Source organism: Terrimonas sp., assembly GCF_003075435.1.
Lineage (GTDB): Bacteria > Bacteroidota > Bacteroidia > Chitinophagales > Chitinophagaceae > Agriterribacter.
Genome location: NZ_QCZJ01000004.1, coordinates 228,824 through 246,335, shown reverse-complemented (window position 1 = coordinate 246,335; position 17,512 = coordinate 228,824). Strand labels below are relative to the sequence as shown.

Below are 17,512 nucleotides of genomic sequence, written 5' to 3'. Positions count from 1 at the left end.
TGTCTTGCAGCACAAACTTTCCACCCTCCATCAAAAGCTTACCCCAAAACTTACTGTAGAATATATTTTACCAGACCTGTCGCTATACATAGCGCCTACTTCAAGCGGGCCTAATGCAAAGTTGTAACCGAAAGAAAGTCCATACCCCGACATAAAATCAGGATTATTGAAGAATACACTCTTATTAATAAGATTGGTAAACAACACATTTGCTTTGGCGGTAGCATAAGTGTTCGACAAAAACTCATACCTGAAGCCCCCCATAAAAGCCGCAACAGTGGGTGTATATATTGAGCCTTCCGGCAGCCCGATAAACGTAACCTGGTTATTATAAAGCGGCAAAACACCCCCTATCGAAAACTCGTTCATAATATTGTTGGTGTAGTTGAAATTAGCACCCGCCTGTGTTGATGCTATTGCCGTTAACCTGCGAAGCACACGATAGTAAGATTCCAGGCTGAATGACGTTCTGAGATAAGGTTGTGTTGAAATGGCAGAAACCGCCTCCGGGTATGGATCTCCATCTCTCAACACAGACACGTTTATATTTTGCCTGAATACCCAACCTGCTTCCGCATCTATCCTGACACCTTTATTAGGAAAAATTCTTTTATCCAGCGAATTATATTTAATAAACCCGTAGGCAGTCGGCATGCTAACGGTTCCTTTAAATTCAAAGTTTGATGCTATTACAGGGTTGTACTTTACAATTTCTTCTCTTGCGCCTACACCAATTGCAAACCTCCTGTCTGCCGAAAAACCGATATTACCATCAAACCTTGCATACTGTCTTTTAAATAAACCAGACTGACTAAATGGCTTTTCTGCAATAAAATCATTGTATGTGCTTACACTAAATCTATCATACTGGGCACTGAGTGATGCTGTTACATTTTTATGCCTGCCAATATACTGCAGATGCTCACCACGTACACGAAAATTATCACCGATATTTATTGTAACAAGGTCTCTTGAATTACTGATCAGAAAATTTCTGGTAGTAAGATTTATAATAGCACTGATGCCGCTGAATTTATCATAATGTAATCCTACTTTGGCGAACGTGAGGGGATTTTCAATTACATCAAAAATAATTTTATAGCTGCCGTCTGGTTGCTCGTGCAGGGAATACAATATGCGGTTGTAATATCTTGTACCAAAGGCGTGGCGTATCATACGGGATATATCTGTTGCCGTATACCATTCGCCTGTTTTCAGGTTTAGTGTATTAATGAAAAATTCTATCGTTGTATTTTTCAGGCTGCTGATCTCAAAAGAAGTTATTTTTACTTTTTCCGTAGATGGCAAACGATTAGCTTTAAGCGGCTGGGGACCATAAATAGCATCCAGTGAATCAGAAAGTTTTTTAAAGGCCGGGTATAATTCTTTTCCTCTTTCAATACCGGCATCAAGAATATCAATTGCCTGGCCGAAACTGCCCATATTGTATTTTTCCAGGTTATGATTAACATAAATATCGCAAAGCGGTATCTCGGTTTTATGATCTTCCGCTTCGCGAAAAAATGCTACCTGCAATAATACCTGTATCGCGTTGCGTACATTATTAGAGCTCAGCAAACCTGTTGAAACATTACTTCCTATAACAATATCAGCGCCCATTCGTTTTACATCCTGTACAGGAAAATTTCGTACCACTCCTCCATCAATCAACCTTCTTTCCTGCATATTAACCGCCGTAAAAAAAGACGGAATTGCCATGCTGGAACGTATAGACGAAACTATTTCCCCGGATTCCATTACTACGGCTTCTCCTGTACCAACATCTGTTGCTATGCATTTAAAAGGGATACTGAGTTTTGAAAAATCTTTTACATTACAAACAGGGAAAAATAATTCGGCAAATTTTAACCAGAGTTCCTGCCCTTCAAGAATACCGGTTGGCAGGTTAAACCTGTGATTTTGCCAGGGAAGCTCTACAATATATTTGGAATATTCGTCTTTCTCAGCCATGAATATACTTTGCAGCGAAGATTGATTGCTGAGCAACAGATCCCAATCCATTGTTTTTGCTATTCTTTCAATAGTGTCTGCCGAATAACCGGCAGCATATAAACCGCCAATTACGCTGCCCATGCTTGTGCCGGTAATATAGTCTATATTCAAGCCCGCCGAATCTATTGCCTTTAATATACCTATATGCGCCAGCCCTTTAGCTCCACCGCCGCTAAGTGTCAGCCCTATTTTTGGTCTGGAGCTATGCTGTGCATATACACCACCCCATAAACAGCAAATCCACAAACACGATATAAAAATATATTTCATAGTAACTGGTCAACACACTTTGCATGATATCAGTGCATATCTTTAAAAGTATTTATTCCGCCGATATTGTATGCATGCGCGGGTTATTTAAGTTAATTACCGTAATAAACAAATCAGCAAACATCGAAACAGCTGTAAGCAGCACGCTTTCACAAGTGGGGATCCGGAGTTCAATTTAAAACAAGCTGCCTGAAAATCAGCGGCAGGTTTGTTATAAAAGGGTTATTTAATTGATAAAGGGAAAGTTCCATGAAGCATATGGAGGAAATATCAAAACGAAAAACCGCTCTGCAAAGAACGGTTGACATAAGTGTGGATAATGCTGGACTGATTAATACTCATCTTCATTAAAGAAGAAGTCTTCCTGAGATGGGTAATCAGGCCAAATATCATCAATACCTTCATATATCTCACCTTCGTCTTCCAGCTCCTGCAGGTTTTCTATCACCTCGATAGGCGCACCGCTACGAATGGAATAATCAATCAATTCATCTTTTGTGGCGGGCCAGGGAGCGTCTTCCAGGTAGGATGCCAGTTCAAGTGTCCAGAACATTGTCTATTTTAATTTTATGGATGATCAGATTTCTTTCCGGTTTTACAGGCTTTATACCCTGCAAATTTTCCGCAAAAGTAAAGTTTAGCACGTAATTTCCAAATTCACTTATTCACGCTCAAAAAAAGGTGAACGGGCAGCCGATTTTTTTATTGCATGCGGCATTGGGCATTTATGAACACTATTGCTTAATTTCCCGTCTTAAACAACCTAATACGCGGTAATGTTATCAGCCAAAAACATTGTAAAATCCTATGGTAACCTGCAGGTGCTGAAAGGGGTAAGCCTTGATATAAACCAGGGCGAAATTGTAAGTATCATCGGTTCTTCAGGGGCAGGCAAAAGCACTTTACTTCATATTATTGGTACGCTCGACAGTCCAGACAGTGGAGAAATTTTCCTGAAGAATGAGCGGGTAGATACCCTGGCAGGCAAAAAGCTGGCATCATTCCGGAATAAGCACATGGGCTTCGTTTTTCAGTTTCACCACCTGCTTCCGGAATTTACAGCGCTGGAAAATGTATGTATTCCGGGCTGGCTTGCAGGCAAAAAAAAGAAAGAAGTTGAGGCAAGGGCAAAAGAGTTGCTGGAAACGCTTGGGCTTAACGACCGCATTGATAATAAACCCAACGCCCTTTCCGGTGGAGAACAGCAGCGCGTGGCTGTAGCCCGGTCACTTATTAACAAGCCTGATATTGTTTTTGCTGATGAACCTACCGGCAACCTTGATTCTCAAAATGCCCGGGAACTGCATAAGCTTTTTGTTGATCTGAGAAACAGGCACGGACAGACCTTTCTGATTGTAACCCATAATGAAGAATTAGCCCAGATGAGCGACAGGGTTTTGCATATGAAAGATGGGAAGATGGTTTAAAATTATACCTGATGCATCTTAAAATTCGTTAAATGAAAAACACAATAATGTCAAAAAAGATCATAGCCTTAGCATTATTTACCCTATCCACAACTGCCTGGTCTTTTGCACAATCCTATGCTGTAAGCGTAGATGAAGCAAAAAAACTCGCCGAAAAATTAGAAACATCCATCAATAGCAATAATCCTGCAGTTTTTTCTACCATTATTTATATGCCCGAACTAATGAAGAGAATTTCTTCAAAAAGTGAGATTTCTAAAGACCCTGCTGTTATGGCAGGCTTTCAACAGGGGTTTAATCTTAATCAAATGGGAGCCCAGATAATAAATAGTATTGCAAACGGTAGTTATAGCCTGGTTCGTACCTATCAGAAAAATAATGAAACACATGTTCTTTTCCGGATGTTTGGAGATGGCGGTTTAAATTATCATGATTTCCTTCTTTATAAAGTAAAGGATACTGTAAAGGCTGCTGATATATACATTTATTTGACAGGAGAGGAATTAAGCGCAACTTTAGCGGCATTGTTAAATGATATCATATCCAAATCATCCATAGATCCCCAGGCACAAGAAAAGGTAAATTTCATTACTCAATTAAGAACACTTCAACAAAAAGGCGCTTATACAGAAATAAAAAAACTTGTTGAATCGCAAACAGGTGAAATAAAGAAGAACAAAGCTATTCAGACAATTTATATTCAGGCCTGCCAGCATGTCGATACAGACAATTATATCTCCGCAATTGAATCATTTGCTAAAATTTATCCCAACGAATCAAATATTTATTTGCTAATGCTGGATGCTTATTATATTAAAAAGGAAATGGAAAAAGGAATTAATGCCATCAACAAATTAGATAGTCTTACCGGAGGTGATCCTTTTCTTAACTATTACAAAGGAGTTTTCTATATGCTTGCTGAAAAAGTTGATGACGCAAATGTGGCTTTTGAGAAAGCGTTTCAATATGACCCGTCTAATGGTTTAAACATGCAGCAACTTGTTGTTACATATGCCGGAAAAGGAAATTATGACAAGGCAAATGCGGTTATTGAGCAATATAGAAAAACGGGAAAATTTAAACAGGCCTATGTTGATGAGCTATATGAGGCTATCCCGGACCTGAAAAAAAGGTAATTTAAGGCTTCCACGGTATATCTTCAATCTTATTAAGATGGCCGGTATAACGTGCCAATACAAAAAGATAATCACTCAGGCGGTTGAGATATTTTAAAATGGCTGGGTTTACCTTTGATGCTTCATCAAGCCGCACACAACACCTCTCTGCACGGCGGCAGATACAGCGGGCAATATGTAATTGAGAGATGGCAATATCTCCTCCCGGCAGAATAAAATATTTCATGGCTGGCAACACACTATCCATCCGGTCTATTTCTTTCTCTAATAAAGCAATATCGCTTTCAGCAATTTCCGGCAATGCCATCTTAATATCCTTCTGCGGATCGCAAGCCAGCAAAGAGCCAGTTACAAAAAGATCGTTCTGGATTTTTTGCAGTGTATTACGGCTGTTATTATCCGTGAGTATATCCCTGCACAAACCTATATGTGCATTCAGTTCATCAACCGTTCCGTATGCTTCTATACGCAGGTGAGATTTAGACACTTTAGTCCCCCCGATAAGGGATGTGCTTCCCTTATCACCGGTTTTTGTATAAATTCTTATAGCCATAAGGGATGATTTACCCTGCAACAGCAGCCTTCTCCACCTTCCTGTCACTTTCTATAACGCCATCGCGTAAGCGCACTATTCGTTTGGAGTAATTAGCGATATCTTCTTCATGTGTAACCAGCACAATTGTATTTCCGGCTTCCTGTATTTTGCTGAAAATGTTCATGATCTCGTAAGAGGTTTTTGTATCGAGATTACCTGTTGGTTCATCTGCCAAAACCAGCGAAGGATTATTGACCAATGCTCTTGCTATGGCTACACGCTGGCACTGACCACCACTTAATTCATTTGGTTTATGATGGCTTCTGTCGGCAAGATCAACCTGCTCTAATACATGCATTGCCATTTCAGTACGCTGCTTTTTAGGAATACCGGAATATATAAGTGGCAAGGCCACGTTTTCCGCGGCAGTTAATCTTGGTAATAAGTTAAATTGCTGAAACACAAAACCTATTTCTTTATTACGAATTTCTGCAAGATCATTATCTGCCATTTTACTAACCTGGTGACCATTCAGGTAATAGTCTCCGCCGGTTGGCGAATCAAGGCAACCGAGAATATTCATCAAAGTACTTTTTCCTGAACCTGAAGGTCCCATCAGCGCTACATATTCGTTTTTCCGGATATCGAGTGATATACCCTTCAGCACCTGTAACTCCTGTCTTCCCATAAAGTAGCTTTTCCTGATATTATCCAGGTGAATGATTGAGTGCATAAATAGTTATTATAGATGTTCCTGAAACAAATATAAGCGAAATGGGATTGTGGAATCGGGAAAATATGGATGGACGGGAGAAAGCAAAAGCAGGTCGGGTAATCAACGTAATGTACTTATTGCCGTTAACTACTGACAGTTCAATCAATGCCCAAATCATCAGCTATTTTCTTGCCTGGTGTAATTTCTTCAATATCTACACCAGCCATATCTGAAATAATATGGTTTATAACAAATTCCATTTCCTTTCTGTTGGCACCTTCATCGGAATGCATGGCAGCGAAATTCAGCATAAGCGTTTGTTCAGTAAAAGCACGCAGTGTTTTTAAAGGTATTCGGGTACGCTTTGAATTTAATGAATAAGAAAGCAGAATAGTTGTACATATACCAGCAACAGGAATAAGTAGTAACCATTTTGATTGATTGTAAAAAAATATAAGCATATTAGAGGTAACCGCTCCGCCGGCAATAAATAAAAATCCTGTTGTATTCAGAAAATTAGCCCATGGTCTAGTTAAAACAAGTTGAGGTAAAGCTAAGCCAGTACTTATCGCAAAATCATAATAGTGCTCCCGGCGCTTTTCTTCAGGAAAAATATTTTCGGGTGAGGTATTTAATAAAATTTCTGAATAAGGTACATTAAAATAATCCTGAAATCCTTTTCTCAGGCGATAAAATAACGTTTGGGATCTACACCCTTCACTATCTTTTCCCGAAAGATGCTTCCATACAGCATTATGAAAATCACCTATAGTTATAATTTTTTCAGCCTCATGGTCAGGGATTTTAATACCGAAAGTGTTTTCTACTTTCATTAATATTTCAACACTATCTAATCCCATAACTACCTATGATTAACTGATTTACTGATACGTTCCCCCTGATCTCCAAACAACTTTCCCGGTTCACTCATTCTCACATTTCCACATTCTCACATTACTTCAGCATTCCCTTAATCTCATTCAACTTCAATAATGCTTCCACGGGGGTAAGCCGGTTAATATCAGTAGTTTCCAGCAGCTTTCTTATTTCATCAAAAGTTTCGCTGTGTGCATCAAAAATAGAAAGTTGCATTTGCGGTATTGCCAGTTGCTTTACGGCAGAAGATATATCGGGTCCGCCATCTCCATGCTTTTCTTCCAGTTGCTTTAGCACCGCATTGGCGCGGTCAATCAACGCAGGAGGCATACCGGCCATTTTAGCCACATGTATACCAAAGCTGTGCGTGCTTCCCCCCGGTGCTAATTTGCGGAGAAAAATAATTTTATTGCCTGCTTCTTTATTGGTGATGTGATAGTTCTTAATACGGGGAAGCTTATTTTCCAGTTCATTCAGCTCGTGGTAATGCGTAGCAAATAATGTTTTGGGTTTGTGCGGTGAATTATGCAGAAACTCCGCTATGCTCCATGCTATCGAAATACCATCGTACGTAGATGTTCCCCTGCCTATTTCATCGAGCAATATCAGGCTGGCCGCCGAAATATTATTGATAATGCTGGCTGTTTCATTCATCTCTACCATAAAAGTTGATTCGCCGCCGCTTAAATTGTCGGATGCTCCAACCCTGGTAAATATTTTATCTGTAACAGGTATGCTTGCAGCAGATGCCGGCACAAAACTTCCGGTGTGCGCCATTAGTGTGATCAGCGCGGTTTGCCTGAGCAATGCGCTTTTACCACTCATGTTGGGCCCGGTAAGTATAATGATCTGCTGGCTGTCCGGGTCGAGTATAATATCGTTGGTAATATATTGTTCGTCAGAGGGCAGGTAACGTTCAATAACCGGGTGCCGGCTGTCTTTCAGCGTTAATGCCGCTCCATCGTGCATCTCCGGTTTTTTATAATTATACTGCAGCGCGTTACCTGCAAAGCACAGCAGGCAATCCAGTATTGCCAGTATGTTTCCATTCAATTGCATCGGTGCAATATAATCCTGCAATTCAACCAGCAGCTTATCATATAATTCCAATTCAATCTGGAATATTTTTTCTTCGGCCCCGGTTATTTTTTCCTCGTAATGTTTTAGCTCCGGCGTAATATATCTTTCCGCATTTGCCAGCGTTTGTTTTCGTATCCAGCTTTCAGGCACTTTGCTTTTGTGTGAGTTAGTCACTTCAAGGTAATAACCAAACACATTGTTATAGCTCACTTTTAAAGAAGATATGCCTGTTGCCTGCATTTCTTTCTGTTGCAGATCCAGCAAGTAATCTTTGCCGTTAGTAGCAATGCTTCTTAGCTCATCCAGTTCAGCATGCACCTCTGTGTTGATCATGCCACCTTTATTTGCCTGTACCGGCGGGTTTTCCGTGATCTCCTTGTTTATTTTTTCAGCTATATATGTACAGGGATTCAGGCTGTCGGCCAACCGCTTAAGGTAAGCATTGCTGCTGTTTATACAACTGTTTTTTACTTCCTGTATATGCTGTAATCCGCGGGCTATATGCTTTATTTCGCGTGGGTTTATTTTTTTTAAGGGTATTTTACTTACCAGCCGTTCAATATCGCCGCATTGTTTAATATGCTGAATGATCTTTGTACGTAGATCAACTTCTTTAATAAAATACTCCACAAGATTCAGCCGCTCATTAATGCCTGCCATATCCTTTAGCGGCAATACCAGCCATCGCCTCAGTAAACGGGCACCCATAGGAGAAACCGTATTATCCATTACTTTCTGTAATGTATGCCCGCTATCCACGCCGGTGCCCAGCAATTCCAGGTTGCGGATGGTAAACCGGTCCATCCATAAATGTTCATCCTTATCAATGCGCTGAATGGAAGTGATATGCTGAAGATTAGGATGCTCTGTATCTTTCAGGTAATGCAATACCGCGCCGGCCGCAATAATACCGGCATGCATATTTTCTACACCATATCCTTTAAGCGAATGTGTGCCAAAATGTTTCAGCAAACTTTCTGTGGCATATTTTTCTTCAAACAGCCAGCTCTCTAAAGTATAGGTATAAAATTTTGTGCCGAAGGTTTCTTTAAAATGCTTTTGAAAACTGCGTTGAAAAACAACTTCCGCCGGCTTGAGGCTCTGCAACAATTTATCCGCGTATTCCGCATTTCCTTCCGCCACAAAAAATTCGCCGGTTGATATATCAAGGAAGGCAGTACCTACTATATGTTCTCCAAAATAAACACCTGCCAAAAAATTATTGCTGTTGTGCTCAAGCAGTTTATCATTGGTAGCAACACCCGGTGTAACCATTTCCGTTACACCGCGTTTCACAATTCCTTTGGCTGCTTTCGGGTCTTCAAGCTGATCGCATATAGCTACGCGATAACCTGCTTTTACAAGTTTATGCAAATAAGTATCTAATGCGTGATGCGGAAAGCCTGCCAGTTCGGATGATGATGCCGCACCATTATTTCTTTTGGTGAGCGTAATACCAAGCACCTGCGATGTTACGATCGCGTCTTCACCAAAGGTTTCGTAAAAATCGCCAACCCTGAACAATAAAATCGCATCCGGGTAGCGCTGCTTTATTGCGCGGTGCTGCTGCATTAACGGAGTATCTGAACTTGCTTTTGCCATACTGGGGTGGCAAATTTAATGAACTGTACCGCAACTATTTCCCCTAAGTTTCCCCAAAATTAAAGTATATATTTTATGTAGCCGGCCACAGTGCAGGTAGCATCGTTCCTTGCCACGCTCGCTTGTACTGTATATCATTGAGCAGCATTCGTGCAGCAGGCTGAGTATACCACAGTTTTCCGCATTAAAACTTTTACTTTCTTTGCGCTATGCGCAAATTAACCATGGACGAACTTAACCGAAAATCGGTGGAAGCATTTAAGGCTTCTGATAAAACGCCTGTAATTGCTGTGTTAGATAATGTGCGCAGCATGCACAATGTGGGCAGCGTATTCCGAACGGCAGATGCATTTCTTATTGAAGGTGTTTATTTATGCGGCTACACGCCTAAGCCACCCCACAGGGATATACAGAAAACAGCTTTGGGCGCCACAGAAACCGTGCATTGGAAATATTACAATACAACAACAGAAGCGGTACAGGAACTAAAAGCTACCGGTTATCGTATATGGGCTGTTGAACAGGTTGAAGGCAGTATATTACTCGACAAAATTTCAACCCTTCACTTGCCGGAGAAGGAAAAAGCTGCTGTTATATTTGGCAATGAAGTTAGTGGCGTTGACGCCGAAGTGCTGAAACTTTGTGATGGTTGCATTGAAATTCCTCAGATGGGTATGAAACATTCCCTGAATATATCTGTTGCCGCAGGCATAGTATTGTGGGAGCTGACAAAGGAATTTAAGTTGAAGTGATTATTGTGGTTTTGTGGAATTGCACAAAGGGACACAAAGTGTTTTTGTCAGGGATTTCGTTTTAAAAAGATACTTTAACCTTAAAAGATAAATATATATACTTAAGTAATAAAAGGAGCCAGACAAAAGAACTGAGATTCGCCCGCATATCAACCTGATATTTATAAGTGGTTGAGGCGGGCTCGCAAGGACGACTGAAAGACTGAATAGCTTTACACTTTGATTCAGTACTGATAGTATTGTCCGGGATGTTGAGCAATTACAAACCTTGCTTTAACGCTGACTGCAAAACTCAAACACTCCCGCGTCTTTGCGAGCCCGCCCGCATGAAGATTTGAGTTGAAGGCATATTGCGGCGGGCGAAGCAATCTCTTGTAACTGCTGCAATTTGTTTTAGGTTTTCTAAAAGCTAAATCCCTGGTGTTTTTGTGCCTTTTGTGCCTTCTTTGTGTGTTTTGTGGTACCTCTACCAGAACTTCGCATACAGCGCAACCAGGATCAACAGCATAATTACGATCATGGTAAGTATGGAAGGTTGGAGCTTGAACATTTGCTTATCCAATGCAAATGCTTTTGGATTTATTTTAGTACCTGCAAGACTGAATACCACCATCACAATTACGGTAAACACAAATGCCCAACCCATACAGATAAGGAATGGGATACGCCATACCTGCACGCCGTTTTCCATTGTTGGGAAGGCGGTATACAATAATGTTTCATTGCCAAACCACTGTGGTGCATAGTTATTGAAAATAATTGCCATTACCAATCCTGTAATTAAACCGGCAATAGCAGCAGCACCGGTTGTTCTTTTCCAGAACATACCGAGTATGAACATTGCGAATACACCAGGGCTGATAAAACCGGTATATTTCTGGATAAATGTAAATCCGCCTTCGCCGCCAATACCCAGTAAATCATTCCAGGTAAATAAAATAGCAATTACCATAGATGCTATGATGGTTACCCGTCCTATCCAAACCAGTTTCTTTTCGTCAGCTTCTTTCTTAATATATTTTTTATAGATATCGAGCGTGAAAATGGTAGATATACTGTTTGCTTTACCTGCCAGCGAAGCTACTATAGCAGCAGTAAGCGCCGCAACAGAAAGCCCTTTTAAACCCGTTGGCAAAAAGCTTAACATGGCTGAATAAGCGCCATCTTTCCCGCCTGTCAACTGGGGAAGATGACCATTCTTATGCAATACATACGCCGCTATCCCAGGTAACATTACAATAATCGGCATCATCAGCTTAAGCATACCTGCGAATAAAATACCTGTACGTGCGGTTTTTAAATCAGCGCCCAATGCACGCTGTGTAATGTATTGGTTACATCCCCAATAATTAAGGTTCACAATCCACTGACCTGCAAAATACATGGCAATACCGGGAAGAATAAGATATTTATCAATTTCAATCTGGGATGATTCAGGTGTTGGCTTATCAAATATCATATGAAAATGCTCTGGCGCATCTTTCAATAATGTATTAAAGCCATCGAATATGCCGGCGCCTGTTCCAACTTTATCGCTCACAATATTTAATGCAAGCAGGGTGGTAGCCAAACCACCAATAATCAACACAGATACCTGTATTACATCCGTATATCCTATCACCTTCATTCCTCCCAACGTAATAATGATGGCGAAGATGGATAATAATACCATGATCAAATGGAGGTACCCGCCACCAAGCAACCCGTTAATGGCTAAGGCGCCGAGATATAATATAGAAGTAAGATTAACAAACACATACAGGAACAACCAGAATATCGCCATGATCAGAGAGACACTTTCATTATACCTAGTTTTTAAAAACTGCGGCATTGTGTATATCTTGTTTTTAAGATATACCGGCATAAACCAAACAGCAATGATAATAAGTGCAAGGGCTGCTATCCATTCATAAGCGGCAATAGCCACGCCTGCAAAAAAACCGTCGCCACTCATACCTATAAACTGTTCGGCGGAAATATTTGATGCGATAAGGGAAGCGCCGATTGCCCACCAGGTTAGAGAGCCTTCTGCAAGAAAAAAGTCGTGAGTATCCACCTGTGCCTTTTTCTTTCGCTGGTAAATCCAGTATCCATAGGAAGCAACAATTATGAAGTAAATAAAGAACACGAGGTAATCAGGAAGCAGCAGTCCATTTTTCATAACAAGTCAATCAGTTTTAAAAATGTTGATATATTGAATTAAGCTTTATTGAGTTGGTAATATACATCGCTCCAGCGCAATTCGTTTTTGAATTGATAAAGATTAGTGTTTTTACCGATAAGAACAAATTCAATTCCGGCCATTTCAGCAAAATCCTGCAAGTGCGCTGCAGTTAAGTTTTGGCTATAGCACGTATGATGCGCCCCGCCGGCTAATATCCATGCGGCGCAACCCGTTTTCATATCAGGATACGGTTTCCATAAAACCCTGGCCACTGGCAACTTTGGCAAGTCATTCACGGGCGCTACTGCTTCCACTTCATTCACCAGCAAACGGAAACGGTTGCCCATATCAACTACAGAAGCATTAATAGCCGCACCGGCGCCGGAGTTAAACACCAGCCTTACAGGATCTGCCTTTCCGCCAATACCTAATGCATGTATTTCACAGCTTGGTTTTCCGTTAGCAATGGATGGACAAATTTCAAGCATGTGAGAACCTAATACCAGGGAGTTGGCAGGATCAAAATGATAAGTATAATCTTCCATGAATGAGTTACCGCCTTTTAAGCCTGTTGCCATTGTTTTCATTGCTCTTACCAGCGCCGCGGTTTTCCAGTCGCCTTCACCGGCAAAGCCATAGCCATCTGCCATTAAACGTTGTACCGCCAGTCCGGGCAATTGCACCATGCCATGCAGGTCCTCGAACGTATCTGAAAACCCTTTGAAATTCCCATCTTTCAAAAATGATCTTAACCCCAATTCAATTTTAGCTGCTTCACGTAAGGATTGGTGCTGCTCACTTCCCCTGGTTAATGATTTTGCCAGTGTATAACTATCCTGGTATTCGCTTACCAGGTCATCAATAGCCTTATCACTAACGGCATCGATCACACGAACAAGATCGCCAATGCCATGTGTATTTACAGCGTAACCGAATTTATATTCTGCTTCTACTTTATCGCCATCGGTAACAGCAACGTATCGCATATTATCACCAAAGCGTACAAATTTTGCACCCTGCCAGTCGTTCCAGCCGGCGGCAGCGCGAACCCATACAATTATATCATCCAGCACTTCAGTATCCTGCCAATAACCAACAACCACTTTACGGTTGATACGCATACGGCTCACCATAAAGCCAAATTCCCTGTCGCCATGTGCACTCTGGTTCAGGTTCATAAAGTCCATATCAATATCACTCCAGGGAATATCGCGGTTAAATTGTGTATGTAAATGCAATAAAGGTTTATGCAGGATCTTTAAACCATTGATCCACATTTTAGCCGGCGAAAATGTATGCATCCACGCAATGATACCTATACAATTTTTAGCAGCATTGGCTTCCTGGCAAACCGCGTATATTTCTTCCGGTGTTTTTACGGTTGGCTTCCAAACAATATTTACCGGTATTATAGGGGATTTATCTAAATAGGCGGCGATGGTTTGCGCATGTGTGGCTACCTGCTGTAAGGTTTCTTCTCCATACAAATGCTGACTTCCTGTAATAAACCAAACTTCGTGTGTGCTGAAATCTTTCATATAGTGATATAGTCTTAGATAAAATATATAAAATACTATTGACCGTAATAACTATCCGGGCCATGTTTGCGTTCAAAATGTTTTTTAATGAGCGCATTTTTCAGTCTCGGCGCTTTAGGATTGATTTGCCCGGTGAGATAAGCCATCTGTGCAATGCTTTCCAGTACCGCGCTGTTGTATACTGCCTTTTCCGGTGTTTTGCCCCAGGTAAAAGGCGCATGATTGCCAACCAGTATCATTTCCACTTCTTCATAATTCAATTCCTTTTCTTTAAAACAGTTCATGATCTGGAAACCCGTTTCATATTCATAATTGCCTTTTATCATTTCATCGTCCATGGGTGGTGCACAGGGAATATCAACGGTATTATGATCAGCATGTGTTGTGCCGAAAATAGGAATATCTCTTTGCGATTGTGCCCATGCCGTAGCGTATGTGGAATGGGTATGAACAATACCCCCGATATTTATCCAATGTTTATACAATACAGCATGTGTTAATGTATCTGAAGAAGGACGTAGATTGCCCTCCACTGTATTGCCATCAAAATCCACAATCACCATTTTGGCAGGTGATAGCTCATTATAAGGAACACCACTTGGTTTAATAGCAAACACACCAAGCGTTCTGTCAACAGCGCTTACATTACCAAAAGTAAAAAGCACCAATCCCAGCTCCGGCAATTGCATGTTTGCCTTGTAAGCTGCTTCGCGTATATGATTGTAGTTCATGATGTTGGTTTTTAGCGGTCAGCTATCAGCATTCAGCCATCAGCCATCAGCGGCCAATGCTTTGCTGATAGCTGATATGTGACCATTCATAGCTCCAAAAATTTTCCAAGCTTTTTATACGCCTTGTAGCGTTTGTTATATATCTCCACTTTTGTTGCATCAGGTGTATACACTTTATCAAATCCCTGTCCCATTGCCTGCATAGCATCTTCCACTTTACTATATATACCTGCGGCTGTTGCCGCAAACATAGCGGCGCCAATGGCACAGGTTTGTTCAGATTTATGAATGCGTATCTGCATATTGGCAATATCTGCCAGGGTTTGCATAGTGAATGGTGATTTGCGTGCAACACCTCCCAGTCCTATCAAACCTTTTACCGGAATACCCTGGTCAATAAATCGTTCAATGATTGCTCTTGCGCCAAAACAAATGGCTTCATTCAATGCTTTAAATATACGTGGCGCATCTGTACCCAGATTTAATTGTGTTATTGCGCCTTTCAGTAACTGGTTGGCATCGGGTGTTCTTCTCCCATTCAGCCAGTCTATTGCCAGTTCATCTTTTTCATTCAATGGAAGCTTAGCGGCTTCTTCACTCAACGCAGCGATGATCTTTTCAGTAGCGGCATTTCTTTGTGTTTCATCTGTAATAAACTTTTGTATCGGCCAGCTTAATATATTTTTAAACCAGGCAAATACATCGCCAAATGCGCTTTGCCCGGCTTCGAGCCCCATCATGCCGGGAATAATTGAACCTGGAACCTGGCCGCAAATGCCGTTTACAAGAATGTCTTTCACTTCATCAACCGGCGCTACCAGCATATCGCAGGTAGAAGTGCCCATCACCCTGCTGAGATGGTATGGTTCAATCTGTCCGCCAACGGCACCCATATGTGCATCAAAAGCGCCAACACCTATCACTACGCCTTTGGGCAGGCCAAGTCGTTGCGACCATTCCGCTGAAATGGTTCCGGCTGCCTGGTCTGCAGTATACGTATCGGTAAAAAGTCTTGAAGTAAATCCATCTAATAACGGATCTAGTGATGAAAAGAAATTATTGGGCGGCAAACCGTTAAATGCAGCAGCCCAAAGCGCTTTATGGCCTGCTGAGCAAACGCCTCTTTTCACCTTGTGTACATCTGTGCCTCCTGTTAGCAGGAACGGGATCCAGTCGCAATGTTCTACCCAGGAGTAGCAGGCTTCTCTTACTTCTTTATCTGCCCGCAGAACATGCAGCAGTTTTGCCCAAAACCATTCTGAGGAGTATATACCACCTACAAACTGCAGGTAATTGGTAGCAAATTTTTCAGCATGCGCGTTAATTTGGGCAGCCTCTCCGGTAGCTGTATGATCTTTCCACAATACAAACATTGCATTGGGATTATTTTGAAACGCGGAAAGCATAGCCAGGGGTGTACCTGTTTTATCAACCGCTACCGGTGTTGACCCTGTGGTATCAACCGAAATAGCTTTTATATTTTCAGCTACAGTGGCGCCGGCCTGGTTAATGCAGGATTTGATGGTATGTTCCAGCCCTTCCACATAATCCAGCGGATGCTGACGAAACTGGTTGGTTAGAGGATCGCAATACAAGCCATCCTTCCAGCGGGGATAATAAAAAACAGAAGAGCTGATTTCATTACCATTAGCAGCATTTACAATAACGGAGCGTACGGAATCAGTACCGTAATCCACTCCTATAACAAAGCAATCTTGTGGCATAATTTTTTGAAAATCGGTGTCAAATTAACACTTATTATTTCAAATTTCACATTATTTTAATTGAGATTATCCGGGTTGGGGATAAAATTAAGGAAGGCATTGAGTTTTGCCTGGTATTTCCGTTTATCAAGCTTAAAGTAAAAAGCTCCTCGTTTGGAGCTGGCTTTCTCTTTATCTTTTTGCTTAACGAGCAGGCCCGTGGAGAGAATTTTACGGCTGAAATTTCTTTTATCCATAAGCTGGTTATAAATGCCCTCATACAATATCTGCAGTTGCGGCAACGTGAATTTTTCAGGCAACAGTTCAAATACTATAGGATGGAAAGCAGCTTTATACCTGAGCTTCTGTTTTGCCATTTCCACCATTTTCTGGTGATCGAAAATAAGCTGGGGCATTTCATTTATTGGAAACCAGTGTGCTTCATAATCATCACTCAGTTGCTCCTTATACTGGTTAATATCAATCAAACTTGAAAATACAAGTGATATCGTTCTTTCAATCGGATCGCGGTTTATATCTGTGAAGGCATGCAGTTGCTCCATGTATACATCACTTAATCCTGTGAGTATTTTAAGTACCCTGGCTGCAGCAGCTTCTGCGGTTTCGTCTTTATGCACAAATCCGCCCATCAAACTCCATTTACCTCTTTCAGGTTCAAACCCGCGTTTAATAAGAAGCACATTCAGCTGCGATCCATCAAAACCAAAAATGATGCAATCAACCGCAACGAGCATTTTGTTTTTGTGAGAATAATAATTCAGCTTCATTAAATGTGGGTTTTACAAGGGCAAAATAATTCACCAAATATAGAGTTTTATCAAATTATATAAATCTATTGAATAATGTTTCGGCAACGCAGAGGGGAGGAATTCAGACTTCTGCGCTGAAAGCAGGCGTAGACATGCAGTCACGGCGCCGACCTGGCTGACATATCCACTAACCAGCGAAA

Annotated in this window: 14 protein-coding genes; 3 read left to right on the top strand and 11 right to left on the bottom strand. The window is 41.3% G+C overall.

Annotated features, from left to right (window positions below; genetic code table 11):
- Positions 1–30: 30 nt before the first annotated feature.
- Positions 31–2,283 (bottom strand): patatin-like phospholipase family protein, encoded by a 2,253-nt coding sequence (locus DC498_RS07020; protein WP_116873431.1) that lies wholly within the window; start codon positions 2,281–2,283, stop codon positions 31–33.
- A 331-nt stretch (positions 2,284–2,614) separates the two neighbouring features.
- Positions 2,615–2,836: a DUF2795 domain-containing protein gene (locus tag DC498_RS07015; RefSeq protein WP_116873430.1), complete on the bottom strand. Its 222-nt coding sequence runs from the start codon at positions 2,834–2,836 to the stop codon at positions 2,615–2,617.
- Positions 2,837–3,059: 223 nt separating this feature from the next.
- On the opposite strand from DC498_RS07015, the gene DC498_RS07010 reads away from it, so the two are divergent.
- Positions 3,060–3,710 (top strand): ABC transporter ATP-binding protein, encoded by a 651-nt coding sequence (locus DC498_RS07010; RefSeq protein ID WP_116873429.1) that lies wholly within the window; start codon positions 3,060–3,062, stop codon positions 3,708–3,710.
- Between the two features lie 32 nt (positions 3,711–3,742).
- Positions 3,743–4,846 carry a tetratricopeptide repeat protein gene (locus DC498_RS07005; protein WP_116873428.1) on the top strand — a complete coding sequence of 368 codons (1,104 nt, stop codon included), beginning with the start codon at positions 3,743–3,745 and terminating at the stop codon, positions 4,844–4,846.
- Position 4,847: 1 nt separating this feature from the next.
- On the opposite strand, the gene DC498_RS07000 is transcribed toward DC498_RS07005, so the two are convergent.
- The 4 genes from DC498_RS07000 to mutS all read right to left on the bottom strand — a co-directional run bounded on the left by DC498_RS07000 (position 4,848) and on the right by mutS (position 9,654).
- Positions 4,848–5,399: a cob(I)yrinic acid a,c-diamide adenosyltransferase gene (locus DC498_RS07000; protein WP_206197544.1), complete on the bottom strand. Its 552-nt coding sequence runs from the start codon at positions 5,397–5,399 to the stop codon at positions 4,848–4,850.
- A 10-nt stretch (positions 5,400–5,409) separates the two neighbouring features.
- Positions 5,410–6,114, bottom strand: coding sequence for an ABC transporter ATP-binding protein (locus tag DC498_RS06995; protein ID WP_116873427.1), 705 nt, complete (start codon positions 6,112–6,114; stop codon positions 5,410–5,412).
- A 140-nt stretch (positions 6,115–6,254) separates the two neighbouring features.
- Complete coding sequence (locus DC498_RS06990; RefSeq protein ID WP_116873426.1) at positions 6,255–6,956, bottom strand: hypothetical protein; 702 nt, start codon at positions 6,954–6,956, stop codon at positions 6,255–6,257.
- 94 nt (positions 6,957–7,050) lie between these two features.
- Positions 7,051–9,654 (bottom strand): DNA mismatch repair protein MutS, encoded by a 2,604-nt coding sequence (gene mutS / locus DC498_RS06985; protein WP_116873425.1) that lies wholly within the window; start codon positions 9,652–9,654, stop codon positions 7,051–7,053.
- A gap of 209 nt (positions 9,655–9,863) precedes the next feature.
- Between mutS and DC498_RS06980 the strand changes: the two genes are divergently transcribed.
- The gene (locus DC498_RS06980) at positions 9,864–10,406 is read left to right on the top strand and encodes an RNA methyltransferase (protein ID WP_240627906.1); all 543 of its coding nucleotides are present in this window, start codon (positions 9,864–9,866) and stop codon (positions 10,404–10,406) included.
- A 466-nt stretch (positions 10,407–10,872) separates the two neighbouring features.
- Here DC498_RS06980 and DC498_RS06975 read toward each other — a convergent pair whose 3' ends face one another.
- From DC498_RS06975 to DC498_RS06955, 5 genes are all read right to left on the bottom strand, one after another.
- Positions 10,873–12,567, bottom strand: coding sequence for a sodium:solute symporter family transporter (locus DC498_RS06975; protein WP_116873424.1), 1,695 nt, complete (start codon positions 12,565–12,567; stop codon positions 10,873–10,875).
- A gap of 38 nt (positions 12,568–12,605) precedes the next feature.
- On the bottom strand, positions 12,606–14,108 hold the full coding sequence (araA, locus tag DC498_RS06970; RefSeq protein WP_116873423.1) for an L-arabinose isomerase: 1,503 nt from the start codon (positions 14,106–14,108) through the stop codon (positions 12,606–12,608).
- 35 nt (positions 14,109–14,143) lie between these two features.
- On the bottom strand, positions 14,144–14,839 hold the full coding sequence (locus tag DC498_RS06965) for an L-ribulose-5-phosphate 4-epimerase (protein ID WP_116873422.1): 696 nt from the start codon (positions 14,837–14,839) through the stop codon (positions 14,144–14,146).
- A gap of 86 nt (positions 14,840–14,925) precedes the next feature.
- Complete coding sequence (locus tag DC498_RS06960; RefSeq protein ID WP_116873421.1) at positions 14,926–16,563, bottom strand: ribulokinase; 1,638 nt, start codon at positions 16,561–16,563, stop codon at positions 14,926–14,928.
- A gap of 56 nt (positions 16,564–16,619) precedes the next feature.
- Entirely contained in the window at positions 16,620–17,330 is a 711-nt protein-coding gene (locus DC498_RS06955) for an NUDIX hydrolase (protein WP_240627904.1), read from the bottom strand.
- Between the last annotated feature and the right edge of the window lie 182 nt (positions 17,331–17,512).